Source organism: Neisseria sp. HMSC064D07, from assembly GCF_001837185.1.
In the GTDB taxonomy this organism is placed as follows: Bacteria; Pseudomonadota; Gammaproteobacteria; order Burkholderiales; family Neisseriaceae; genus Neisseria; species Neisseria flavescens_C.
This window is the reverse complement of sequence record NZ_KV831705.1, coordinates 38020-60716: the sequence shown is the minus strand read 5'-3', so window position 1 is coordinate 60716 and position 22697 is coordinate 38020. Positions and strand designations below refer to the sequence as shown.

Sequence of the window (22697 nt, the reverse complement as noted above, 5' to 3'; positions counted from 1 at the left end):
CTGTCGAAGGAAGGGCTTTTTTGCAAAGGTCTCATTGGGTAAGGGAAAAGGCAAAGGTCTCAACCTGTGTTTAGGTTTCAGTTGTTGGGGGGGAGGAATTTTGCAAAGGTCTCAGGCCGTCTAAAACTTTTCAGACGGCCTGTTTATACAAGAGCTTCCGCAAATTCTAATATTTTCAATACTGATCAATTCAGATCTGTTGCAGTAGCAATAAATTAGGAATCATCCAATCTATTTTTTGAGGATAAAAAGATTGGGGGGGCTATTTTAAATGTGAATCACAAGGCTAACTGCTTCAATAATGATCCGCCAACAATTTAGTCATAAAAGCCGGTTCTAGCGTTTCGATTTCAAGTTTGCCATCTACTCGTCTGTCGACATTTCAATATCAAGCCGCTTATCTTCAAGAAAATAAAAAAGCACAACATTTCGTTGTGCTTTTTCTTGATGAACCCACATTACTTGTTTTTTTGCGAACGAAGGTAATCCAAAGTTTTCAGCTGGGCAATGGCTGCTGCCAATGCTTTGTGCGCTTCGGCCAAAGATTTTTCGTCTCTAGCTTCATTAACACCTGTTTCGGCTGCTTTTTTAGCTGCTTCAGCACGCGCCTGATCCATTTCTGTACTGCGAACGGCAACGTCTGCCAATACGGTAATCTTATCAGGCTGTACTTCTAAAACGCCACCGGAAACGGCAACCAGCACTTCTTCAGCTTCACCCGGAACAGTCAAACGCAATGCTCCGGGGCGTACCAAACTCATAATCGGCTCGTGTCGTGGATAAATACCAAGCTCACCTTGAACGGTCGGAACCACCACAAAGCTGGCCTCGCCCGAATAGATGTTTTGCTCGCTACTAACCACTTCAACTTGCATGGTGCTCATGCCGGCCTCCTTAGTTTAAGGTTTTCGCTTTCTCAGCCGCTTCTTCGATACCGCCTACCATGTAGAACGCTTGTTCAGGCAGATGGTCGTATTCGCCGTTCAAGATGGCTTTAAAGCCGGCGATGGTGTCACGCAATGAAACGTATTTGCCTGGAGAACCGGTAAATACTTCGGCAACGTGGAACGGTTGAGACAGGAAGCGTTGGATTTTACGGGCACGCATCACAGTCAGTTTGTCTTCGTCAGACAATTCGTCCATACCCAGAATGGCGATAATGTCGCGCAATTCTTTGTATTTTTGCAAAGTAGACTGTACACCGCGCGCTACGTCGTAGTGCTCTTGACCCAATACCATCGGATCCAATTGGCGTGAAGTAGAATCAAGCGGGTCAACTGCCGGGTAAATACCCAAAGATGCAATGTCACGGCTCAATACGACGGTCGCGTCCAAGTGGGCGAAAGTTGTCGCTGGAGACGGGTCAGTCAAGTCATCCGCAGGTACATATACGGCTTGGATGGAAGTAATGGAACCGGTTTGGGTAGAGGTAATACGCTCTTGCAAACGACCCATTTCTTCAGCCAATGTCGGTTGGTAACCCACTGCAGAAGGCATACGGCCCAACAGTGCAGATACTTCGGTACCGGCCAGAGTGTAACGGTAGATGTTGTCAACGAAGAACAATACGTCGCGACCTTTACCGTTTTCGTCTTTTTCGTCACGGAAGTATTCAGCCATAGTCAAACCGGTCAAAGCAACGCGCAGACGGTTGCCCGGAGGTTCGTTCATTTGGCCATACACCATGGCTACTTTATCCAATACGTTGGAATCTTTCATCTCGTGGTAGAAGTCGTTACCTTCACGGGTACGTTCACCCACACCTGCGAACACGGACAGACCGCTGTGCGCTTTGGCGATGTTGTTGATCAATTCCATCATGTTCACGGTCTTGCCCACACCGGCACCACCGAACAGACCTACTTTACCGCCCTTAGCAAACGGACACAGCAAGTCGATCACTTTAATACCGGTTTCCAGTAATTCGGTAGTTGAAGACAACTCGTCGAATTTTGGAGCAGTTTGGTGAATGGCACGGCTCTTGTCGGTATCGATCGGACCTGCTTCATCAACAGGCGTACCCAATACGTCGACAATACGACCCAATGTACCTTTACCTACCGGCACAGTGATTGGCGCACCAGTATTGCTTACAGACATGCCGCGTTTCAGGCCGTCTGAACTACCCATTGCAATAGTACGGACAACGCCGTCACCCAGAAGCTGTTGAACTTCCAGAGTCAGACCGTTCTCGTCCAATTTCAGGGCATCGTAAACATGCGGGATAGCGTCGCGTGGAAATTCCACGTCAACCACCGCACCAATAACTTGTACGATTTTGCCTTGGCTCATTATCGTATCCTAATTTCCTGTTCAGGCTTCAGACGGCATTAAACTGCCGCTGCACCTGCTACAATTTCTGACAATTCTGTGGTAATCGCGGCTTGACGCGATTTGTTGTACACCAAGCGTAATTCTTTAATGGCATTGCCTGCGTTGTCGGTTGCAGCTTTCATCGCTACCATACGCGCGGCTTGTTCAGATGCCATGTTGTCGCTCAATGCCTGATAAACCACAGACTCTAAATAGCGGCGAACCAAATATTCCAATACGGCGATAGGACTCGGCTCGTAGAGGTATTCCCAAGTAAATGAAGAATGACCTGTTCCATCGTCAATAACGTTTTCACCGATAGGCAGCAAAACTTCCATACGCGGCTCTTGGCGCATTGTATTGACGAAACGTGAGTAAACCATATGGATACGGTCTAATTCATGCTTCTCATAACGTTGGAAGATTTCGGTCAGAGGGCCGAGCAGCAATTCCATTTTTGGGGTATCACCCAAATTGGTTGCGCTGGCAATAACATTCAAACCGATGCTTTGGCATGCAGCCAAACCTTTACTACCCAGGCACACGACTTCGACTTCGATGCCTTGTTCCTGATACTCTTGAACTTGCGCCAAAAACTTTTTCAGTACGTTTGCGTTCAAGCCACCGCACAAACCTTTATCCGAGGTAATCAAAATGAAGCCGACACGACGCACTTCACGGTGCGGCTCCAACAATTTGATACCATGATCGGCATTAGTCTGTGCAAGATGGCTCATCACTGTACGCACTTTTTCGGCGTACGGACGCGCTAAGCGCATCCGGTCTTGAGTCTTCCGCATTTTAGAGGTCGACACCATTTGCATCGCTTTAGTGATCTTTTGGGTATTTTGAACACTACGGATTTTGGTGAGAATCTCTTTTCCGACTGCCATTTCAGACTCCTTTCATCTCAATACTTATGCTTGGTAAGCGTAAGAAGATTTGAAAGATTTCATGGCTTCGGTCAATGCTTTTTCGCTTTCGTCAGACATTGCGCCTGATGCATTAATCGCTTCCAGAACGTCAGGATGTTGCGTACGTACGAAACTCAAGAATTCTGCTTCGAAAGCCAAGGCTTTGGATACCGGAACATCTGCGTAAGAACCGTTGTTGATCGCCCACAAAGTCAATGCCATTTCGGCAGTGTTCAATGTGCTGAATTGTTTTTGTTTCATCAATTCAGTAACCACTTCACCGTGTTGCAGCTGTTTGCGTGTTGCTTCGTCCAAATCGGAAGCAAATTGCGAGAACGCTGCTAATTCACGGTACTGTGCCAACGCCAAACGGATACCGCCACCCAGTTTTTTGATAACTTTGGTTTGTGCTGCACCACCTACGCGCGATACGGAAATACCGGCATTGATTGCAGGACGGATACCGGCGTTGAACAAGTCGGTTTCCAAGAAGATTTGGCCGTCTGTAATCGAGATTACGTTGGTTGGTACGAATGCTGATACGTCACCGGCTTGGGTTTCAATAATTGGCAACGCAGTCAGAGAACCGGTTTTGCCTTTTACTTCGCCATTAGTCAGTTTTTCAACTTCGTTTTCGCTGACGCGGGCTGCACGTTCCAACAGACGGGAGTGCAGATAGAATACGTCGCCAGGATATGCTTCACGGCCAGGAGGACGGCGCAACAGCAGGGAAATTTGACGGTATGCAACGGCTTGTTTAGACAAGTCATCGTATACGATCAGTGCATCTTCACCACGGTCACGGAAGAATTCACCCATGGTACAACCGGAGTAAGGAGCGATGTATTGCAGCGCAGCGGCTTCAGAAGCAGTTGCAGCAACCACGATAGTATGTTCCATCGCGCCATGCTCTTCCAATTTGCGTACTACGTTGGCAATAGAAGATGCTTTTTGACCGATAGCCACATAAATACAGATAACGCCTGTACCTTTTTGGTTAACGATGGCATCCAGTGCTACGGCAGTTTTACCAGTTTGACGGTCACCAATGATCAACTCACGTTGGCCACGACCAACCGGAACCATAGAGTCAATGGCTTTCAGGCCGGTTTGCATTGGTTGGTCAACCGATTTACGCGCAATCACACCTGGTGCAATTTTTTCGATTGGAGCAGTCAATGTTGTGTTGATTGGACCTTTACCATCGATAGGACGACCCAATGCATCAACCACGCGGCCAACCAGTTCACGACCGATCGGCACTTCCAAAATACGGCCGGTACAGGTAACTGTATCGCCTTCTTTAATGTGTTCGTACTCACCCAACACTACGGCACCGACGGAGTCACGCTCCAAGTTCATGGCTAGACCGAAAGTGTTACCGGGGAATTCGAGCATCTCACCTTGCATCGCGTCTGACAAGCCATGAATGCGCACAATGCCGTCTGTAACAGAAACAACGGTACCACGGGTACGTACTTCTGCATTGACGGACAGATTTTCGATTTTGGCTTTAATCAAATCGCTAATTTCAGCAGGATTAAGCTGCATGAAAACTCTCCTAATTTGTCATAGTCGCATACAAAGCATTCAGTTTGCCTTGTACGGACAAATCCAAGACCTGATCACCCACTTCTACTTTGATGCCGCCGATTAATTCAGGGGCAACTTTAGCTACCACATCCAATTTGCTGTTGAAGCGTTTTGTCAGGATATCGGTAACATCGGCCAGCTGCTGAGAACTGAGCTCATACGCGCTGTAAATTACTGCCGATTTCGTACTGTTGTGTATCAAGGTCAAATCTTGATATTGGGCATAAATTTCCGGCAATACTAGCAAACGCTTTTGCTCGGCCAAAACGGTAATGAAATTTGCCAATTCGACATTTTTGATACCGACAAGACCTTTGAGCGTTTCTGCTTTTTCGGAAGCTCCTGTTTCCGGTTGCTCGATGAGCGCAATGACTTTCTCATCTTGAACAACCGCTGCGAGTTCTTTCAGTTCGCCCAACCAAGACTCGATTTGGTTTTTTTCCTGAGCCAGACTAAATAATGCTTTCGCATAAGGTCTGGCAATCGTTGCGAACTCTGCCATAAGATTACAGCTCCTGTTTTAAGGTACTGAGCAAATCTGCATGTTTGGAAGCATCAACTTCTTTACGCAAGATAGATTCCGCACCTTTAACAGCCAGTGTAGCAACCTGTTCGCGCAACACTTCGCGCGCACGGTTAACTTCTTGCTCTACATCAGCTTTTGCTTGGGCTGCAATGCGTGCTGCTTCATGAGAAGCTTGCTCTTTGGCTTCTTCTACAATTTTTGCAGCACGTTTTTCGGCGTTGGCAACCATTTCGGTTACCTGATTACGCCCTTCGGCCATAAGTTCTGCAACTTTTTTCTCTGCCTGCTCAAAATCGCTCTTACCGCGCTCGGCAGCAGCCAAGCCCTCGGCGATTTTTGCGGCACGCTCATCCAATGCTTTGGCAATCGGAGGCCATACGAATTTCATCGTAAACCAAACCAAGCCAAAGAAAACTAGGATTTGCGCAAATAAGGTTGCATTAATATTCACGTTACTTAACCTTCGTATCTGGGTTAATCAAACAGACGGCAAGCCTGTATCTGAACGGATCGCTCCGTCTTGATTACGCACCACCAAACGGGTTAACGAAGGCGAACAACAGGGCAATAGCCACACCGATCAAGAAAGCCGCGTCGATCAGACCAGCGATCAAGAACAGTTTGGTTTGCAGAGGACCGATCAGCTCAGGTTGGCGAGCAGAAGATTCCAAGTATTTAGAACCAACCATTGCGATACCGATAGAGGCACCCAATGCGCCCAAGGCAACGATCAAACCACATGCGATAGCAATCAAACCCATTTTTAAACTCCTTAAAATAGTAAAGGTTAAACTACAAAAAACAAACTACAAAAAAACTACTTGATTAGTGTGCATCATGCGCCTGTCCGATATATACGAACGCCAACGCCATGAAAATAAATGCCTGCAAGGTGATGACCAAAATGTGGAAAATCGCCCAAGCCAAACCGGCAATCAGGTGGAACACAAATAAAATCGGATCCAAAGTTTCAACACTACCGGTTGACGCCCATGCACCGCCCAACAGAGCGATCAACAGGAACACCAGCTCGCCGGCATACATATTACCAAACAACCGCATACCGTGGGATACGGTTTTGGACAAAAACTCTACCAAGTTCAGCAGGAAGTTGGCTGGAGCAAGCCACGGACCGAAAGGTGCGCAGAACAACTCGTGAATCCAACCGCCAAGGCCTTTTATTTTGACATTGTAGTAAATACAGATCAGCAATACGCCAATCGCCAGAGCCAAAGTCGTATTCAAGTCAGCTGTCGGCACGACGCGCAACAGAGCATGATGATTACCGGTAATGCCTTGCCATGCCATCGGCAGCAAATCAACCGGCAGCATATCCATGGCATTCATCAAGAGAATCCAGACAAATAAGGTCAGACCCAACGGGGCAACGGCTTTACGCGATTGTTCGTTATGGATAATGCTTTTACACATGTCATCCACGAATTCGAACAGAATTTCAACAGCCGCTTGGAAACGACCGGGAACACCGGCCGTCGCTTTTTTGGCACCGCGCCACAAAAGGAAGCTGCCGATTACGCCCAACAGAACGGCAAAAAAGATTGCATCAAGGTTAATGAACGAAAAATCAGCAATGTTTTTCAGTCCTTGACCCTGAGTAACATCCGACATACTGGTCAAGCTTTGCAAGTGGTGCTTGATGTAGTCGGCAGCGGTCATAGTTTCACCTGCCATAGTGTTTCACTCTCAACAATACTAAAAAAACCAAATGACTGACGCCAAGAAACGCCAATAAAAATGGGTAACATACCAGTGATCGATGCCATATTGCAAAAACGACCAATATAGATACCAGCGACAGCACTACTTTTAAAACCTCTCCGCCGATAAACATCGAACTTTGCAGATCGGGATTTCGTCGGGAAAACTTTAAAAGTAAAACTGCAACTAGGGTAGGCAAAATGTACGAAAATCCTCCCGCCAAAGCAGAGAGGAAGCCGGGCAATCCGGAGAATAATGCACAAACAACTGAAATTATTAATAATACAATCACTTGCAATGGGACTATCTGATTCATTGTACTTTGTACCCCAAAAAGCAAGGCAGGCTAATATAATCAAGAAGTTTGTTAACGTCAAGCAATATGTTAATCTTTGTGAACCTTTCACAAATAAATGATTAACACATATAAAACAAATCTTTGCTGGAACGGAGTTTAACACAAATTACATGTTGTTACATAGATTTTACAGAAGATTTTGATTTGTATTGTAAACATTTATACGCTCTACGCTTTTTCAAAAATTGAGGCCGTCTGAAAAGCTTTTTTTCAGACGGCCTGTTCTGTTTATAAAGCTGTTAGAACGCTTGATTGATGCCTAACTGCTTCATCAAATATTCGAATGTTTCCGGCGTATCAAAATGCAGCACGATTTTGCCTTTTTTCTGATTGCTGGTTTTGACTTCGGCATTAACGCCCAAATGCTCGGTCAATGCATCATTGATGCGGCGGATATCCGGGCTGATGGTTTTGGCTGCTTCGGGCTTGGCTTTTTGATGTGCCAACTGGCTGCGGCGCTCTACCTCACGCACCGACCAACCGTTTTTGACAGCTTTTTGAGCCAACTCCAGTTGGTCAACCACATGCAAGGTCAACAACGCACGGGCATGACCCATTTCTAGACGGCGTTGATAAAGCATTTCCTGAACCGGCTCAGGCAGACTCAACAGGCGAAGGCTGTTGGAGATGGCGCTACGGCTTTTACCGACGGCTTTTGCGATGGTTTCGTGGGTCAGGCCGAATTCGTCGGCGAGGCGTTTCAAACCTTGCGCTTCTTCAATCGGATTGAGGTTTTCACGTTGCAGGTTTTCAATCAAACCCATGGCCAATGCAGTTTCATCGCTGATGGTTTTGATGACGACGGGAATTTCGGTCAAACCGGCCAACTGGGAAGCGCGCCAACGGCGTTCGCCGGCAATCAATTCATATTGGGACAGACCACGTTCGCGTACGATAACCGGCTGGATAATGCCTTGCGCTTTAATGGAGTCAGCCAGTTCCTGCAAGGCTTCGTCATCCATTTGCACGCGCGCCTGATAACGGCCGGGCTGAATATCGGCGATGGCAACCGTTGTCAGGCGGTCGCTACTGCTGCTGTCCACTGCATTGGAAATCAGCGAATCCAAACCGCGCCCCAATCCACCTTTTGCTTTTGCCATATTGTTTTCCCTTTCAGACGGCCTCATTGTTGAAATGACGTATTCTATCGGATATTGCCGCTTTACGACAATTTGAATCACGATGATTTGACCCTTGCCATTTATTTACGGAGCGAAACCGCAAACACGCCCCTTAAAGCGTTGCTCAAACGGATTTCTTCCGCATTTTCCAACATCGCGCGCGTGATGTGGGTTTCCTTGATTGTATCCGCACCTAAATATAGCTGAGGCTGCTTCAATACCGCTTGGCGCATTACCCCGTTCAAAATATCCAAATCCAAAGACGGCGTAAGCCATTGTCCCTGACATTTGACGAATACATTGCTTCTTCCACCCTCTAACAACAGGCCGTCTGAATTGAAAAACAAGCTGTCAAATGCGCCCTGCCCTTCTGCCGTTTTCCACGCTTGGTCAAACATTTCACGGCGCGTGGTTTTGAAGCGGCGCAGATAATCGCATTGGTTTAATGTGTGCCCACTCAAGATGACGTATTGTTGTTCACCCAATTCCGAAACAGCCGCATGGCTCAATACAAGGCCGTCTGAAAACAAAGCGGCTTTGACTCTAAATAACCCGCTTGGCAACGCATCTATATAGTGTTGAATTTGTTCTGCCGCATTTTGAGGCCAAGGCAGGTTGAGCGCTTGTGCCGAGCTATTCAGACGGCCTAAATGCAAATCAAGCAAACGGCACTGTCTATCTTCCACACGCATGGTTTCAAAAATACCGAAATCAGGCCGTAAGTCATTGAGAAAACGCGCCTTCCAACCGCACTCGCGATATTCGGCCTCCGGATCGCTATCAATCACAATCCCCGAACCTACACCATAAACACCTTGATAAAGGCCGTCTGAAACCGGCTTCAGAGATAAAGTACGGATCACGACATTGAACACACCTTCAAACCCCAAACCCGTATCACACGGATGCAAAAAGCCAATGCTGCCTGTGTACAAACCGCGCGGCTCAAATTCAAGGGACTCAATAATCTGCATACTCATGCGTTTGGGTGCGCCGGTGATACTGCCGCACGGGAAGGCTGCGCGGATAATATCGGCAACCGAAACATCAGCCAGCGCCTGCGCTTCGATGGCACTGGTCATCTGCCAAACCCTGCCGAAACGGGAAACTTTAAACGGTTCAGGCACGCGTACTTTGCCTGTCTGCGCGATTTTGCCGAGGTCATTGCGCAACAAGTCGACAATCATCACATTTTCGGCGCGGTTTTTCGGGTCGTTTTGCAATTCAACGGCACGGCGTTCATCTTGCCCATCGTGAAGAATCGGCGCAGTGCCCTTCATCGGCTCGGTTGTAATCAGGCCGTCTAAATCGATTTTGAGGAAAAGTTCGGGAGAAAAACACAAAGTCCACGCCTCCTGCCCTACCCCGTCGGGCAGACAAGACAAAACGGCATACGGCACAGGCTGGCGCAAGCGGCGGTAAAGCTGGATCGGATTGCCGTAAGTTTGCAGGTGCAGGCGTGCGGTGTAATTGATTTGATAGGTATCGCCGCGGCGGATGGCTTCGTGGATTTGACGGATATGCTCGAGATAATCGGCTTCGGATACGGAGAATCGGGGAGTAGAAATACCTGCCTCAAGGCCGTCTGAATGATTGGCCAGCCAGTTTTCGGCATCGATTTCGGAATAATCGGCAAACCAGTGCAAACGCAGACTGCCACTGCGGCCAGATGGAATATCCATCAGCGGCAACCCAAATTCGTAGTCTACAAACAACACTGCATGCAAACCCTTTTTCCAGCCGGCTTGCAAAATACTTGTTAACGAATCCAGTTCGTTATGATAAAACCGATGGCTTTCTACATGATTTTGATAGAGTTTTGCTCGGCCGCTCACGGCATCGTCGAACAGGGCGAAATAAGGCATGATGTATGATACAAATAGGCTGATTATACGCTGGTTTTACAAAAATTATCAAACAAGTCGGAAAAAATCGCTTATGTGTAATTTTATGTAGGCTAACACAGCATAAAGAGGTAAAATCAAGTCATACCACACCATATCATTTAAAACTTAATCGATAAGGAGACTTTATGGCAGACCACCAATTAGAACCGTTCGAGAATGTTGAACTGGGCGAGAAACAAGACCAGCTGCAAGTATTCGAAAAGGCTGTTTTGGAACACGAAGGACGCGGCACTGACGAAGATTCCAGCAGCGCACCGCTTCCTGCCAACTACCCGTACAAACAACGTATGCGTCGCTCTGTTTACGAAAAAGAAAAACAGAAGCTGCAAATCGAATTGTTGAAAGTACAAAGCTGGGTTAAAGATTCCGGTCAGCGTATCGTCAGCCTGTTTGAAGGCCGCGACGCAGCCGGTAAAGGCGGTACCATCAAACGCTTTATGGAACATTTGAATCCGCGCGGCGCACGCGTTGTCGCACTGGAAAAACCGACTACTACCGAACGCGGCCAATGGTATTTCCAACGCTACATCCAAAACCTGCCGACCGCAGGCGAAATGGTATTCTTCGACCGCTCATGGTACAACCGTGCAGGCGTAGAACGCGTAATGGGCTTCTGCGAACCCAACGAATACCTGCTCTTTATGCGTCAAACCCCTGAATTGGAACGTATGCTTGTTGCCAGCGGCATCCATCTGTTCAAATTCTGGTTCTCCGTATCCCGCGAAGAACAACTCCGTCGCTTCATCTCCCGTCGTGACGACCCACTGAAACACTGGAAACTGTCCCCTGTGGATATCCAGTCACTCGACCGCTGGGACGACTACACCGAAGCCAAAAACGCTATGTTCTTCCACACCCACACCGGCGACGCGCCTTGGGTCATCATCCGTTCCGACGACAAAAAACGTGCACGTTTGAACTGTATCCGCTACTTCCTGCATCAACTGGACTATCCGGGCAAAGACGTGAAAGCCATCGGCAAAGTGGACGATAAAATTGTCTTGATTCCCGACACGCGTTACAAAGAAAAAACCGTAGACATCGGACACGATTAATTCTTAAAGCATCAAAGGCCGTCTGAAATTTCATCTTTCAGACGGCCTTTTCTTAATCCTCACGATTCCAATACGTTTTTTGTGCGAATACCAATTTATTGTCAGTGAATTTTACATTATCCAAATTCAACACCCAGACATCACTTTTCATCACTCGAGCAGCAGGATGCGCTTTGTAAAATAAAGACTGCGCCGCTTTCAAATCCGCTTCATCTTCAATCAAAGCGGCAGTCGCCGCAAACTGAACACCGCTGATTTTCGTGATACTGTCAGGCTGTCCGGCAATGGTGCCGGCTACTTTGGCAGAACGGCTCATCAGTCCGCCATGCTTTGTTTTCAAAGAAGTCAGCACAATCAGGCGGGCATTGGCTTCATCAAACACATAAAAACAACAAGCCGCCCAAACTTCGCCGTCTGCCGCAGCGGCAATACTGACGACATGATGATTGCTCAAAAATTTAACGATATTGGTAGGAATCGCTTGCATGATTTTTATCCTCTTTCTCAGTGTATTAAATTTATTTTCAGGCCGTCTGAAACATCAGCCCTGCCAGCGCGGCGCATCGGTTTGAAAAATACCGAACAAGTCCAAAGCATGAGACACGCTGTGTGTAATCATATCTTCGATGGATTCGGGCTTCTGATACAGAGCCGGAACGGGAGGAAACACGATACCGCCCATCTCTGTCACACGGCGCATATTTTCAATGTGCGCCAAGTTTAACGGCGCTTCACGCACCATCAACACCAGCTTGCGCCGCTCTTTCAACGTTACATCCGCCGCACGGCTGAGCAAATTATCGGCAAATCCATGAGCAACCGAAGCCAAAGTTTTCATTGAACACGGCGCAATCAACATTCCATCCGTCAAAAACGATCCGCTGGCAATACTTGCCCCGACATTACGGACGGAATGCACGACATCTGCCAAAGCATAAACGTCTTCTTTAGTGTAATCCGTTTCCAAAGCGCGGGTCATTTCCGCCCCTTGCGAAACCACCAAATGCGTTTCTACCTGATGCTCACGCAAAAGCTGCAAAGCCTTCACGCCATACTGAAAACCGCTGGCACCGCTGATGCCGACAACCAAACGCTTCATTGTATTTCCCTGTCTCGGCCTAAAAATAAATGAAAGGCAGATTCTCAAGACGAAAAAATAACCGCTAAAAAGCGGTTAGATTTTCTAATGTGGTGCCGACAGCGAGATTTGAACTCGCACAGCCTACGGCCACTACCCCCTCAAGATAGCGTGTCTACCAATTCCACCATGTCGGCATAAATTAAATTGTCTTACTGCTGCTGAGGATTCGGTGCAACAGGAGTTGTATTGTTTTGTGCAGGCGTTGCAGGCTTAGGAGCTTGCTGGGTCTGCTTCACATCGCTGAAGTCTAAACCATGCTTACTGGAGTGGGTGTGAATATACACCATTGCCATGCAAGTCGCAAAGAAAAATGTTGCAGCAACGGCAGTCGAGCGGCTGAGAAAATTGGCATTACCGGCAGAACCGAATACGCCTTGCGCGCTACCGCTGCCGGAACCGAATGTTGCTCCGGCATCCGCACCTTTACCGTGTTGCAGCAATACTAACACGATTACGAATAGAGCGGAAATAATATTAATAATCCAGATAAGGGTTTTAAAGGCTTCCATATGTTTTCTACGAGGCTTGTGCTGCGTTGATGATGGCGGTAAAGGAGTCATATGATAATGACGCGCCACCAACCAATGCGCCGTCTACATGAGGTACTGCGAAGATGTCGGCTGCGTTATCCGCTTTCACACTTCCGCCGTAAAGAACGCGGATTTTAACATCGCTTCCGCACAAAGACAAGATTTCTTTGTAGATAAATGCGTGCATGTCGGCGATTTGTTCGACGGTGGCGACTTTGCCTGTACCGATCGCCCAAACCGGCTCGTAGGCAACGGCGATGTTTTTGGTGTTTAAACCTTGCAGGATGGAAAGCTGGTGGGCAATGACTTCGTGTTCTTTACCGGCTTCGCGTTCTTCCAAGCTTTCTCCGACGCACAACAATGGAATCAGGCCGACGTTGAGGACGTTTTCCATTTTGCGGCGTTGGATTTCGTTTTTCTCGCCGAAATAAAGGCTGCGCTCGGAGTGGCCGATGAGGACGATGTCTGTACCGATGTCGGCAAGCATTTCGGCGGACACTTCGCCGGTGTACGCGCCGTTATTCGGGAAACGGCTCACGTCTTGCGCACAGGTCAAGATACGGTTGTTCAAAACAATCTGCATGGCGTTGTGCAGTTGCAACAGATAAACGGTCGGAGCGGCCAAGCCGATTAACACGCGTTCTGCGGTTGGCATGACACGGAAGCGGTGCATAAGCGCATTGTTGTTTTGGAGTCGGCCGTTCATTTTCCAGTTGCCGATAACCCATTTTTGGTCCCACATTCCGATTTGGTGATACATCTTTATTGCTCCGTGTGTTGGTTGTTGCTTGTTGTAGCGTGGTGTAATGTGAAAGTTTAGTGGATATATGTGCGCTTGGCAATTATTAACAAGCCTTGAGGCCGTCTGAAAGATGGCACACTCTCCGACAAGGATTTATAATGTATGTTTCGATAAAATTAAGAATTGAACGGAGCACAAATATGGACTTTGAAAAAGCGCGTTTCAATATGGTTGAACAGCAGATTCGTCCGTGGGATGTCTTGGATTTCGACATTTTGGATGCTTTGGAGGAGATCGGGCGCGAACATTTCGTCGGCGAGGCTTTTCAAGGCTTGGCCTATGCGGATATGGAGCTGCCGCTGGCCAACGGCCATAAGATGTTGGAACCCAAAGTCGTTGCCCGCCTAGCTCAAGGTTTGAAACTGAAAAAAGACGAAACCGTCTTAGAAATCGGTACAGGCTCAGGCTATGCAACCGCCCTGCTGTCCAAATTAGCCGGCAAAGTCGTCACCGACGACATCGATGCCGAGCAGCAGCAACGCGCCAAAAAAGTTTTGGACGAATTGGGCTTTGCTAACGTCGATTATGTGCAAAACAACGGCCTGACCGAAGCATCGCAAGGCGCGCCTTTTGATGCGATTTATGTGGGCGGCGCAGTAGACAGCGTGCCTGAAATCTTAAAAGAGCAATTGAAAGACGGCGGCCGCATGGTGGTCATTGTCGGTCGCAAACTGGTACAACGCGCGCTTTTGCTGACGCGTAACGGCAACGAGTTTTCCGAAAAGGTATTGTTCGACACCGTCGTAGCACACTTGGAAGACAAATCGGCCAATCCGTTTGGCGATTTCGATTTTTAAACAACAGGCCGTCTGAAAATTCAGACGGCCTCATGCTTTTACCCAACCCTATGACCGACATCATCCAACTCTCACCCACCGAATTGAAACAATGGCAGGACGAAGGCCGCGCATTTCACCTGCTCGACGTCCGCACTGATGAAGAACGCGCCATCTGCACCCTGCCCGCTGCCATTCATATTCCGATGAACCTCATCCCCCTGCGTCAAAACGAGCTGCCCGACGACGATTTGCCCATTGTCGTTTACTGCCACCACGGCATCCGCAGCCTGCACACGGCAATGTATCTAGAAGACGCCGGATTTGAAAACCTTTACAACCTGCAAGGCGGTATTGATGCTTGGGCAATGCAGGTGGACAGCAAAATGATGCGGTATTGAATCGGTTTTATCAATAAAAGGCCGTCTGAAACTGGATTTCAGACGGCCTTTGCAATTATTTCACAAACCGTGCATCTGCCATAAACGGCCGTGTAGCAGCCGGTTTGGCGGAATAGAAGCGGGAGAAAGTGCTGTCGATTTTAGTCTGTATCGGCTTACCGTCCAATGTTGCCGATGCTTCCAATTTCACGCCACCGCCACTGGTTTCGCCCAATTTCATATTTGGCAACGTCAGTTTGGCAATATTGAGTTTCACATTTTCCACTTTGGTATCGGGAGACATCAGCTGTTTGCCGACCGGACGGATTTTTTCACCCTCATCATGAGGCGCAGCACCACCGTTATCGTCAACCACGCCGATATTAATCAATCGGGCAGCTGCCAAATCCATCTTGCCGTTTTTAACCGGAATACCAACAAACAGTTTTACGCCGCGATGAATGAACGTATTGTCCCGCCACTGAGTTTGGCCCTCTTTCGGCGGTTTGGTTTCTGCCGCCACCGAATAAGTACGGCCCATAATCATCAATTTATAACCTGGAATTTTTTTCGAACCGAATCCATCAGTAATGTCTTCGACCAGTTGCGGCGCAGTCAGGGTTTCATTTGCCAAAATACGGGCTGAAGTTTCTACCAAATGGGCAGGCTCGCCGTCTATGGTCAATGCCTGTTCATGGCCGAAATCAGACGCAAATGCAGGCACGGCGGCCAGTGCAGCGGCCAATGCTAGAATACGGATAGTTTTCATTGCAGACTCCTGATAAAAATGTAATTGGGTTGATTACCCGATAAAATCCGGGCGATATTGATAGGAATCGATATTTTTATACAAATGATACAGATTATCAAGAATATTTGGATTTTAAAATAAAAAAGGCCGTCTGAAATCCAGTTTCAGACGGCCTTTTCAATCTACTTAAAACCTTCTATCAGCCTGTAAAGCGTTTGAATACCAATGTGCCGTTGGTACCGCCAAAGCCGAAGGAATTGGAGATGGCAACGTCGATTTTCGCATCGCGTGCTTCGTTGGCGCAGTAGTCCAAATCGCAACCGGCTTCAACGTCTTGTTCAAAGATATTGATAGTCGGTGGAGATTTTTGCTCGTATACCGCCAACACGCTGTACAACGCTTCCACACCGCCGGCCGCGCCAAGCAAGTGGCCGGTTATGGATTTGGTGGAGTTAACGATGACCTTGCGCGCATGACCGCCCAAAGCGCGTTTGAGGGCTTTGGTTTCGTTGGCATCGCCTAAAGGAGTCGATGTACCGTGTGCGTTAACGTAATCAACGTCTTCAGGATTCAGACCGGCATCTTTCAGGGCGCGGGTAACGGCCAATGCAGGACCTTCTTCGTTAGGCGCGGTAATGTGGTAAGCATCGGAGCTCATACCGAAGCCGACGATTTCGGCGTAAATTTTCGCACCGCGTTTTTTCGCATGTTCCAATTCTTCCAACACCAGCACGCCAGCGCCTTCGCCGATAACGAAACCGTCACGGCCTTTGTCCCACGGACGGGAAGCGGTAGCAGGGTCGTCGTTGCGTGTGGAAAGTGCCTTCATGGCGGCAAAACCGCCAACGCCCAAAGTGCTGATCGCGCCTTCTGCACCGCCGGCAATCATCACGTCTGCGTCGCCGTATTTAATCAGTCGCGCAGAGTCGCCGATGGAGTGTGCGCCGGTTGTACAGGCAGAAACCATGCCGTAGCTCGGGCCGCGGTAGCCTTTGAGGATGGTGACATGGCCGGAAATCAGGTTGATCAGCGAGCCTGGGATAAAGAAAGGATTGATTTTGCGCGCGCCGCCTTCGATAACGGCTTTGCCGGTCGCTTCAATGCTCGGCAGGCCACCGATACCGGAGCCAATGTTGACACCGACGCGGTCTTTGTCGAGGGTTTCCAAATCGTCCAAGCCTGAATCATTGATGGCTTGCAGGGCGGCGGCAATACCGTAGTGGATGAACACGTCCATACGGCGCGCTTCTTTCGCGCTGATGTATTGGCCGATGTCGAAATCGCGAACTTCGCCGGCGATTTGGCTGTTGATGTCGGATGCGTCAAAGCGGGTAATCCGTCCGATGCCGCTTTTGCCTGCGAGCAGATTGCTCCATGCGGTGGCGACGTCGTTGCCGACCGGTGATACTTGGCCAAGACCTGTGATGACTACTCTTCTCTGACTCATGATAATCTCGCTGTTGGTTGTCGGGATTTTCGCGGCAGCCTTGCTCTTTTTCTTCGTGAAAACGGGCAAAACTCATGCCGTCTGAAATTTCAGGGGTTTAATAATAAGGTAAAAGCCTCTATTGCGATGGCGCAGCAGAGGCTGGATGTTTGGTGCGACCGATTAGCCTTGGTGGGCGTTGATGTAGTCGATAGCCAATTGTACGGTAGTGATTTTTTCAGCGTCTTCATCAGGGATTTCGCAGCCGAAAGCTTCTTCCAAAGCCATCACCAGTTCTACGGTGTCCAGAGAGTCAGCACCCAAATCGTCTTGGAAAGAAGATTCGTTTTTCACTTCGGCTTCGTTTACGCCCAGTTGTTCAGCAACAATTTTTTTAACTTGTTGTTCGATGTTTGACATGTCAGTCGTTCCTTTTCGCCTTGCGGCAGGTTGTTTAAGGGAAATGATTCGTCGGTATTGTACCGAATTCGGATAGAGTTTTCCATCTAATCCTGCATTTTAGCACAGATTATTCAGTAAAAACCTGTTGTTGCGCATATTAGCATAGGCTGATTTTAACCTACAAGCGGGAATTTGTTTTTGTTTGATATCATAGGGTTAAGTTTGATTATCGTGAATCGTGGCCGTCTGAAAACCCTAATATCGGCTTCTCAAACGGCTTTAATGCAATTTCAAATATTTCCTCCAATTATTTTTCCAAACTGCCCACATCATCCGTCTCACGATATTCCAGCCCGTCCAATGCCGCAAAATGCCGCTTGCCGCATTCGATTTTCAGCCTCTCATTTTGGCGTAGTTTGTCCGTATCCACACCAGCCTGAATGCCTTTGCCAGTATTTTTGGTTTCTGCAACAAAGTACACTTTGCCCTGAACCTGTTTTACCACTGCCCAATCGGGATTGTAATTGCCCAGTGGGGTAGGGATTTTGAACCAGCCGGGTAGTTTGAAATAAAACGCTACACCGCCTTCATGGTCAGCATCATAATGCTCGCAATCGGCGGCAAAGTTTTTTTCCGTCCCGGAATCCAATGGGATATAGTTTTCGCAAATGGTTTTTTGCGGATTACTTACTGCAAATGTAAAGCTGTTCTCATAAAACTCAATGCCTTCACGAACCATATTTTCCAACAGCTTTTGGTCATACACTTTGCCGGTTTGTTCATACTCGATTCCTGCCGCCATCAACGCGTACAGACTGCGGTTTACCGCTTCGGCGGCAAGGTCGATAAAGCGTTGCGGATTACCAGTTACATCTTTCAGACGACCCGACTGTGTGATGATTTCGTACACCGTGCGCCGCGTCAGCCCTGTCTTTTTTTGGATCTCGCCGAGTATGTCCGGGATTTCCCATTGAACGTCCATTTCGCGGCTGCGGCTGGCAATTTCGACTGTTTCGATACCGTAGGTTTGTGATTGTTTCAATTGTGCCTTGCGGACGCGGATTCTCGGCTTTTGGATTTCTGGCAGGTTTGCCACTGCTTCCGAAGCCTGTTTGATCAATTCTTCCGTATCAAAGCGCACCCGGTAGCGCGTTTTGTATTTCAACCTCTCCCAAATTGCCTGAAATTCGGGATCAAGCGGAAAATCTTTGCGAAATAGCTGTTTTTTCTTCTTGTTGCCGTTTTTGATGTTTTCGGCGGCAAATTTAATACCGCATTCATCTTCGTATTCTTTTTGCAGATTTGCGGCAAATAATTCGTAGCTTTCGTTCGGCACTACAGTCAGTATGTTCACTTTTTCATCGCGCACGCGCCGTCCTTCCTGATTGACGGCTATACGCAGCCCGCGCCCGATTTCCTGCCGCTTTTTCAGCGGCGAGCGGGTTTCGTTGAGCGTGCAGATTTGGAATACATTGGGGTTGTCCCAGCCTTCTTTCAGCGCGGAATGGGAAAAGATAAAGCGCAGCGGGCTGCCGAAGGAAAGCAGGGTTTCCTTGTCGCGCATAATCAGGCGGTAGGTATCGTTGTCCGCCTGCGTTGTGCCATCGGTGTTTTTCAGACGACCTTTCTTGTCTTGTGAGAAATAGCCGTCGTGTACGCCCGCCGTATCGGTGTTGCCTGCAAGCTCTCGATAGATTTCTTCAAACCAAAGGGCAAACTTGCCTGCTGTTCCGTCTGCCGCACGGTAATTCTCTACGCGGTCGATGAAAAACAGCGACAACACCTTAATCCCCAGCGGATTCAGCCGTTTCTCCTTCGCCAAATGCTCCCTTACCGTTTCGCGGATTTGGTTTTTCATGATTTCATCGCGCACCGCGTCGCCGTCTCCGCCGCGCGTAATGGTTTTACCGCTTGAGCACGCCAATTCCTGATTCTCGAAATCCATGCCGTCAATGATGAAACCGTGGCGGTAGGCTTCGTTGCCGCCCGATTTTTCAAACAAATCGTCTCCATATTTGACGGATACCTTTTTCTTCTTGGTTTCTTTCTTATCCTGATAATGAATGTTCAAATCGGCTTTCAGACTGCCTTTGGCCGCCTGTTTCACTTCCAGCAGCTCCGCAAATGCGCCGTTCACATCGTTTTCCGCCAATACCGGTAAAACTTCAATCTGTTTGACCAGCTTCAAATTGTATGCCTGCACGGGATTTAGGCTGTAAACCTTGTGGTACGGTTTTTTATGCGTTGCCGAATAGCGCAGGGTAAAAAGCGGATTGAGCGATGCCAAGGCGTTCAGACGGCCTTCCGTTTCCATATTCTGCGGCTCGTCGATAATAACGATAGGACACGTTTCCTGAATAAACTTAATCGGCGCTTCCCCGCTTTCGTTTACCTTATTGATAACGTTTCCATCTTTTTCAAACGACTGGATGTTGATCACCAAAATCTCGATGTGGTCGTTTACCGCAAAAGCGCGCAAGTCCGACAGCCGGCCGCTTGAATATTCCGCATAACGCATCACGGGCCTGCCAAACACCCCGTCAAAATGCGCCTTCGTAATTTCCAGGCTTTTCAACACGCCTTCTCGTATCGGTACGCCCGGCACGACAATCACAAATTTCTTCCAGCCATAACTGCGGTTCAATTCGTAAATCGTGCGCAGATAGACATAGGTTTTGCCCGTCCCCGTTTCCATTTCCAGGGAAAAATTCAGCCCGTGTGCGCCGATTTCCGTTTCAGGCTGTCCGTTTTGCTTTTGCACCGCATTCAAATTCCGGCCTAGCGTTTCCCAATCCAAATCCAAGCCGTTGCCGACAAACCGCCCTGTCCCCTGACTGGTCAAATCAAATGTCCGGGCATGGTTCGGTTGCCCTGCAAAAAGGTTCGCAACGGCATTTACCGCATCAAGCTGATAGGGCAGTTCTTCAAATTTCAGTTCCATCGTTTTCTCCCTACACACACTCGAACATCACGCCCGCGTCCTTCATCTGCAATACAGTATTGCTTTTAAGCGCGTCGTCGCCCTCGAACAGCCTGTCCAATGCCGCTACCTTGACGGGATGCTTCGCCAGCACGGCATCAATCAAACCTTGATCCACACGTTCCAGCAGGAAAGCGTACAGCCCGCCCGTATCCTCGTCTTCCACGAAATATACGCCGTCTGAAAACGAAACCTTGCAGGTCAGCTTCAAACCCATACGCAGCATCAATTCGTAGAGCAGATTTTCAGACGGCGTTTCAGACAGCACGGAATCGATATTCAACGACAATTCGCGTTGCAGGGCTTCCGTATCGGCCTGCTCGGGCTGCCGCCATTGTTTGAAACCGCTTTCGGCAAGTTTGAAAACTTTGAAACCAGTATCTATTCCTGTTCCGTCTTGAAGGCCGTCTGAAATCTGCCTGCCCGCGCGGCGGATGCGTTCTTTGGCGATTTCGGCAATATTCTTAGGCAAATCATGCTCTTCTAAAAATTCCATTGCTGCTAAGATGATCTTCTTAGCTTTGTTTGATGTGGCTTGTCGCGTATCCAATTCTTCAGGTAATTGAATCGATAACCAACGAATATTTTTCTGATTTTTTGCATTCAAATCATAAACAGCATGAGCCAGCGTTCCACTACCTGCAAAAAAATCTAAAACTGTAAAATGGTTATCTTGGCAAATGGATAAAAATGATTTGATCAATTCCAAAGGTTTAGGATTGGAAAAGACTGTTATTTCTGTTTCAAACATTCGTTTCAAATTATCGCTATCTTTGCGCGTTTGCATTTTAAAATAGGCACGCAAAACATCTAATCGCTCTGTACTTACATAAGTTTTTTTTGCTGGTAAACTATCATCATTTTCTGGAAAATGTATTAAGTTATCTTTTTTCCACTCCTCCCATGTCTCTATATTACAGCTCCATCCTCTGCTTGGTATTTTGCAAGGGTTTCCAGTTTTGGGATTTATCCTAACATCTGTAGCCCCTGATGATTGTGGGTCATCAATCGGTCCTATTCGATAAATACCATGTTCATCACAAAATTTATAATTAGCGATATTGTCATCGGCTAGTTGATTTTTCTTGTAAAATTTTTGCAATTCTTCTTCAACAATGTTTTTCCCTTGTGAGAAATTCTTCTCAAATATTTTAAGTAATTCCGCATAGATTGGATTTTTTATTCCATAATTCTCAGCTTTAGCACTTTCAAAATTTTTAGTATACACAAGGCAGTATTCATGTGCCGTTGAAACAATATAAGGATCATTTTTTGGAGTCCCCTCTACTACAATACAAGCTACAAAATTCTCCGCCCCAAACACTTCATCACACAGCAATTTCAACTGTGCCTGTTCGTTGTCGTCAATGCTGATGAAAATCACGCCGTCTTCGCGCAGCAGGGTTTTCGCCAGATGCAGGCGCGGCAGCATCATGGAGAGCCAGTTGCTGTGGTAATGGCCGCTGTCTTTGCCGTTTTTGCGCCACGCCCCTTGGAATACGCCGTCGCGCTTCAGGTAGCCCGCGTCGTCGGTATCGCCCACGCGGCGGGCGTATTCATCGCGGCTTTCAGAGAATTTGTCGGGATAGATAAAAGAATCGCTGCCGGTATTGTAGGGCGGGTCGATGTAAACCATCTTCACGCTGCCGGCGTAGGATTTTTGCAGGATTTTCAGGGCTTCGAGGTTTTCGGCTTCGATAAACACGTTTTGCGTGCCGTCAAAATTTGAGGATTCTTCTTTACAGGGAGCGAGGGTGCGGGAAGTGGGGCTTTGCAGGTTAAGATAGGCGGCGGTTTTGCCTGCCCAATCGAGTTGATAACGTTCGCCTGCGTCGGCAAGGTTTTCTGCGCCAAGGACGAGTTTGAGCTTCTCAAAGTCGATTTGGTCTTCGCAAAAGACTTCGGGAAAGATTTGTTTGAGTTTTAATATGTTGTTTTGTTTGAAATTATTTTCTAAATCGTGTATAATTTCGGTTCGGTTCGGTTCGGTTCGGTTCGGTTCG

23 protein-coding genes and 1 tRNA gene are annotated in these 22697 nt (G+C 47.9%); 3 read left to right on the top strand and 21 right to left on the bottom strand.

The window, feature by feature from the left end; all coding sequences use genetic code 11:
- Positions 1–458: 458 nt before the first annotated feature.
- The 11 genes from HMPREF2608_RS08935 to HMPREF2608_RS08890 all read right to left on the bottom strand — a co-directional run bounded on the left by HMPREF2608_RS08935 (position 459) and on the right by HMPREF2608_RS08890 (position 10409).
- Positions 459–884: a F0F1 ATP synthase subunit epsilon gene (locus HMPREF2608_RS08935; protein ID WP_070826683.1), complete on the bottom strand. Its 426-nt coding sequence runs from the start codon at positions 882–884 to the stop codon at positions 459–461.
- A gap of 10 nt (positions 885–894) precedes the next feature.
- Positions 895–2292, bottom strand: a complete 1398-nt coding sequence (gene atpD / locus HMPREF2608_RS08930; protein ID WP_003683789.1) for a F0F1 ATP synthase subunit beta — start codon at positions 2290–2292, stop codon at positions 895–897.
- A 38-nt stretch (positions 2293–2330) separates the two neighbouring features.
- Positions 2331–3206: a F0F1 ATP synthase subunit gamma gene (atpG, locus tag HMPREF2608_RS08925; protein WP_070826682.1), complete on the bottom strand. Its 876-nt coding sequence runs from the start codon at positions 3204–3206 to the stop codon at positions 2331–2333.
- 24 nt (positions 3207–3230) lie between these two features.
- The gene (gene atpA, locus HMPREF2608_RS08920; RefSeq protein ID WP_070646547.1) at positions 3231–4778 is read right to left on the bottom strand and encodes a F0F1 ATP synthase subunit alpha; all 1548 of its coding nucleotides are present in this window, start codon (positions 4776–4778) and stop codon (positions 3231–3233) included.
- Between the two features lie 10 nt (positions 4779–4788).
- Positions 4789–5322 (bottom strand): F0F1 ATP synthase subunit delta, encoded by a 534-nt coding sequence (locus tag HMPREF2608_RS08915; protein ID WP_070826681.1) that lies wholly within the window; start codon positions 5320–5322, stop codon positions 4789–4791.
- Between the two features lie 4 nt (positions 5323–5326).
- Positions 5327–5797 carry a F0F1 ATP synthase subunit B gene (locus HMPREF2608_RS08910; protein WP_004464459.1) on the bottom strand — a complete coding sequence of 157 codons (471 nt, stop codon included), beginning with the start codon at positions 5795–5797 and terminating at the stop codon, positions 5327–5329.
- Between the two features lie 73 nt (positions 5798–5870).
- Positions 5871–6107, bottom strand: coding sequence for a F0F1 ATP synthase subunit C (gene atpE / locus HMPREF2608_RS08905; RefSeq protein ID WP_003748101.1), 237 nt, complete (start codon positions 6105–6107; stop codon positions 5871–5873).
- Between the two features lie 64 nt (positions 6108–6171).
- Positions 6172–7038, bottom strand: coding sequence for a F0F1 ATP synthase subunit A (gene atpB / locus HMPREF2608_RS08900; protein ID WP_003748099.1), 867 nt, complete (start codon positions 7036–7038; stop codon positions 6172–6174).
- Positions 7028–7381 carry an ATP synthase subunit I gene (locus HMPREF2608_RS11230; RefSeq protein ID WP_084824617.1) on the bottom strand — a complete coding sequence of 118 codons (354 nt, stop codon included), beginning with the start codon at positions 7379–7381 and terminating at the stop codon, positions 7028–7030. The genes atpB and HMPREF2608_RS11230 overlap by 11 nt, the downstream gene beginning before the upstream one ends.
- A gap of 281 nt (positions 7382–7662) precedes the next feature.
- The gene (locus HMPREF2608_RS08895; protein ID WP_070826680.1) at positions 7663–8523 is read right to left on the bottom strand and encodes a ParB/RepB/Spo0J family partition protein; all 861 of its coding nucleotides are present in this window, start codon (positions 8521–8523) and stop codon (positions 7663–7665) included.
- Between the two features lie 101 nt (positions 8524–8624).
- Positions 8625–10409 (bottom strand): bifunctional chorismate-binding protein/class IV aminotransferase, encoded by a 1785-nt coding sequence (locus HMPREF2608_RS08890; protein WP_070826679.1) that lies wholly within the window; start codon positions 10407–10409, stop codon positions 8625–8627.
- A 167-nt stretch (positions 10410–10576) separates the two neighbouring features.
- Here HMPREF2608_RS08890 and ppk2 point away from each other — a divergent pair, with 167 nt between their 5' ends.
- Positions 10577–11506, top strand: a complete 930-nt coding sequence (gene ppk2, locus HMPREF2608_RS08885; protein ID WP_036492084.1) for a polyphosphate kinase 2 — start codon at positions 10577–10579, stop codon at positions 11504–11506.
- A 52-nt stretch (positions 11507–11558) separates the two neighbouring features.
- On the opposite strand, the gene HMPREF2608_RS08880 is transcribed toward ppk2, so the two are convergent.
- The 5 genes from HMPREF2608_RS08880 to tpiA all read right to left on the bottom strand — a co-directional run bounded on the left by HMPREF2608_RS08880 (position 11559) and on the right by tpiA (position 13937).
- Entirely contained in the window at positions 11559–11993 is a 435-nt protein-coding gene (locus tag HMPREF2608_RS08880) for a PNPOx family protein (RefSeq protein ID WP_070826678.1), read from the bottom strand.
- Between the two features lie 54 nt (positions 11994–12047).
- Positions 12048–12605, bottom strand: coding sequence for a UbiX family flavin prenyltransferase (locus HMPREF2608_RS08875; RefSeq protein WP_070826677.1), 558 nt, complete (start codon positions 12603–12605; stop codon positions 12048–12050).
- A 90-nt stretch (positions 12606–12695) separates the two neighbouring features.
- Positions 12696–12781, bottom strand: a tRNA-Leu gene (locus HMPREF2608_RS08870).
- 15 nt (positions 12782–12796) lie between these two features.
- Positions 12797–13156, bottom strand: a complete 360-nt coding sequence (gene secG, locus HMPREF2608_RS08865; protein WP_004519013.1) for a preprotein translocase subunit SecG — start codon at positions 13154–13156, stop codon at positions 12797–12799.
- Positions 13157–13163: 7 nt separating this feature from the next.
- Complete coding sequence (gene tpiA, locus HMPREF2608_RS08860; protein ID WP_004519014.1) at positions 13164–13937, bottom strand: triose-phosphate isomerase; 774 nt, start codon at positions 13935–13937, stop codon at positions 13164–13166.
- Positions 13938–14119: 182 nt separating this feature from the next.
- On the opposite strand from tpiA, the gene HMPREF2608_RS08855 reads away from it, so the two are divergent.
- Both HMPREF2608_RS08855 and HMPREF2608_RS08850 read left to right on the top strand, forming a co-directional pair.
- Positions 14120–14776 (top strand): protein-L-isoaspartate O-methyltransferase family protein, encoded by a 657-nt coding sequence (locus HMPREF2608_RS08855; protein WP_070826676.1) that lies wholly within the window; start codon positions 14120–14122, stop codon positions 14774–14776.
- Positions 14777–14826: 50 nt separating this feature from the next.
- Positions 14827–15156 (top strand): rhodanese-like domain-containing protein, encoded by a 330-nt coding sequence (locus HMPREF2608_RS08850; RefSeq protein WP_003679997.1) that lies wholly within the window; start codon positions 14827–14829, stop codon positions 15154–15156.
- A gap of 55 nt (positions 15157–15211) precedes the next feature.
- Here the strand turns inward: HMPREF2608_RS08850 and HMPREF2608_RS08845 are convergent, their stop codons facing one another.
- From HMPREF2608_RS08845 to HMPREF2608_RS11220, 5 genes are all read right to left on the bottom strand, one after another.
- Positions 15212–15904, bottom strand: a complete 693-nt coding sequence (locus tag HMPREF2608_RS08845; protein ID WP_070826675.1) for a hypothetical protein — start codon at positions 15902–15904, stop codon at positions 15212–15214.
- A 181-nt stretch (positions 15905–16085) separates the two neighbouring features.
- Entirely contained in the window at positions 16086–17333 is a 1248-nt protein-coding gene (gene fabF / locus HMPREF2608_RS08840) for a beta-ketoacyl-ACP synthase II (RefSeq protein ID WP_070826684.1), read from the bottom strand.
- Between the two features lie 162 nt (positions 17334–17495).
- Positions 17496–17732: an acyl carrier protein gene (gene acpP, locus HMPREF2608_RS08835; protein WP_003679644.1), complete on the bottom strand. Its 237-nt coding sequence runs from the start codon at positions 17730–17732 to the stop codon at positions 17496–17498.
- 289 nt (positions 17733–18021) lie between these two features.
- Positions 18022–20655: a restriction endonuclease gene (locus tag HMPREF2608_RS08830; protein WP_070826674.1), complete on the bottom strand. Its 2634-nt coding sequence runs from the start codon at positions 20653–20655 to the stop codon at positions 18022–18024.
- Positions 20656–20665: 10 nt separating this feature from the next.
- A partial coding sequence (locus HMPREF2608_RS11220; protein ID WP_283122310.1) for a site-specific DNA-methyltransferase occupies positions 20666–22697 on the bottom strand: 2032 nt, incomplete at its 5' end.

What these genes read in the sequence shown, in the direction of transcription:
- fabF (WP_070826684.1), bottom strand. Translation starts at nt 17,333, where the DNA reads ATGAGTCAGAGAAGAGTAGTCATCACAGGTCTTGGCCAAGTATCACCG.
- HMPREF2608_RS08890 (WP_070826679.1), bottom strand. Translation starts at nt 10,409, where the DNA reads ATGCCTTATTTCGCCCTGTTCGACGATGCCGTGAGCGGCCGAGCAAAA.
- HMPREF2608_RS08850 (WP_003679997.1), top strand. Translation starts at nt 14,827, where the DNA reads ATGACCGACATCATCCAACTCTCACCCACCGAATTGAAACAATGGCAG.
- atpG (WP_070826682.1), bottom strand. Translation starts at nt 3,206, where the DNA reads ATGGCAGTCGGAAAAGAGATTCTCACCAAAATCCGTAGTGTTCAAAAT.
- ppk2 (WP_036492084.1), top strand. Translation starts at nt 10,577, where the DNA reads ATGGCAGACCACCAATTAGAACCGTTCGAGAATGTTGAACTGGGCGAG.
- HMPREF2608_RS08875 (WP_070826677.1), bottom strand. Translation starts at nt 12,605, where the DNA reads ATGAAGCGTTTGGTTGTCGGCATCAGCGGTGCCAGCGGTTTTCAGTAT.
- HMPREF2608_RS08935 (WP_070826683.1), bottom strand. Translation starts at nt 884, where the DNA reads ATGAGCACCATGCAAGTTGAAGTGGTTAGTAGCGAGCAAAACATCTAT.
- secG (WP_004519013.1), bottom strand. Translation starts at nt 13,156, where the DNA reads ATGGAAGCCTTTAAAACCCTTATCTGGATTATTAATATTATTTCCGCT.
- acpP (WP_003679644.1), bottom strand. Translation starts at nt 17,732, where the DNA reads ATGTCAAACATCGAACAACAAGTTAAAAAAATTGTTGCTGAACAACTG.
- HMPREF2608_RS08830 (WP_070826674.1), bottom strand. Translation starts at nt 20,655, where the DNA reads ATGGAACTGAAATTTGAAGAACTGCCCTATCAGCTTGATGCGGTAAAT.
- tpiA (WP_004519014.1), bottom strand. Translation starts at nt 13,937, where the DNA reads ATGTATCACCAAATCGGAATGTGGGACCAAAAATGGGTTATCGGCAAC.
- HMPREF2608_RS08895 (WP_070826680.1), bottom strand. Translation starts at nt 8,523, where the DNA reads ATGGCAAAAGCAAAAGGTGGATTGGGGCGCGGTTTGGATTCGCTGATT.
- atpE (WP_003748101.1), bottom strand. Translation starts at nt 6,107, where the DNA reads ATGGGTTTGATTGCTATCGCATGTGGTTTGATCGTTGCCTTGGGCGCA.
- HMPREF2608_RS08915 (WP_070826681.1), bottom strand. Translation starts at nt 5,322, where the DNA reads ATGGCAGAGTTCGCAACGATTGCCAGACCTTATGCGAAAGCATTATTT.
- atpB (WP_003748099.1), bottom strand. Translation starts at nt 7,038, where the DNA reads ATGGCAGGTGAAACTATGACCGCTGCCGACTACATCAAGCACCACTTG.
- HMPREF2608_RS08855 (WP_070826676.1), top strand. Translation starts at nt 14,120, where the DNA reads ATGGACTTTGAAAAAGCGCGTTTCAATATGGTTGAACAGCAGATTCGT.
- atpD (WP_003683789.1), bottom strand. Translation starts at nt 2,292, where the DNA reads ATGAGCCAAGGCAAAATCGTACAAGTTATTGGTGCGGTGGTTGACGTG.
- HMPREF2608_RS08845 (WP_070826675.1), bottom strand. Translation starts at nt 15,904, where the DNA reads ATGAAAACTATCCGTATTCTAGCATTGGCCGCTGCACTGGCCGCCGTG.
- atpA (WP_070646547.1), bottom strand. Translation starts at nt 4,778, where the DNA reads ATGCAGCTTAATCCTGCTGAAATTAGCGATTTGATTAAAGCCAAAATC.
- HMPREF2608_RS08880 (WP_070826678.1), bottom strand. Translation starts at nt 11,993, where the DNA reads ATGCAAGCGATTCCTACCAATATCGTTAAATTTTTGAGCAATCATCAT.
- HMPREF2608_RS11230 (WP_084824617.1), bottom strand. Translation starts at nt 7,381, where the DNA reads ATGAATCAGATAGTCCCATTGCAAGTGATTGTATTATTAATAATTTCA.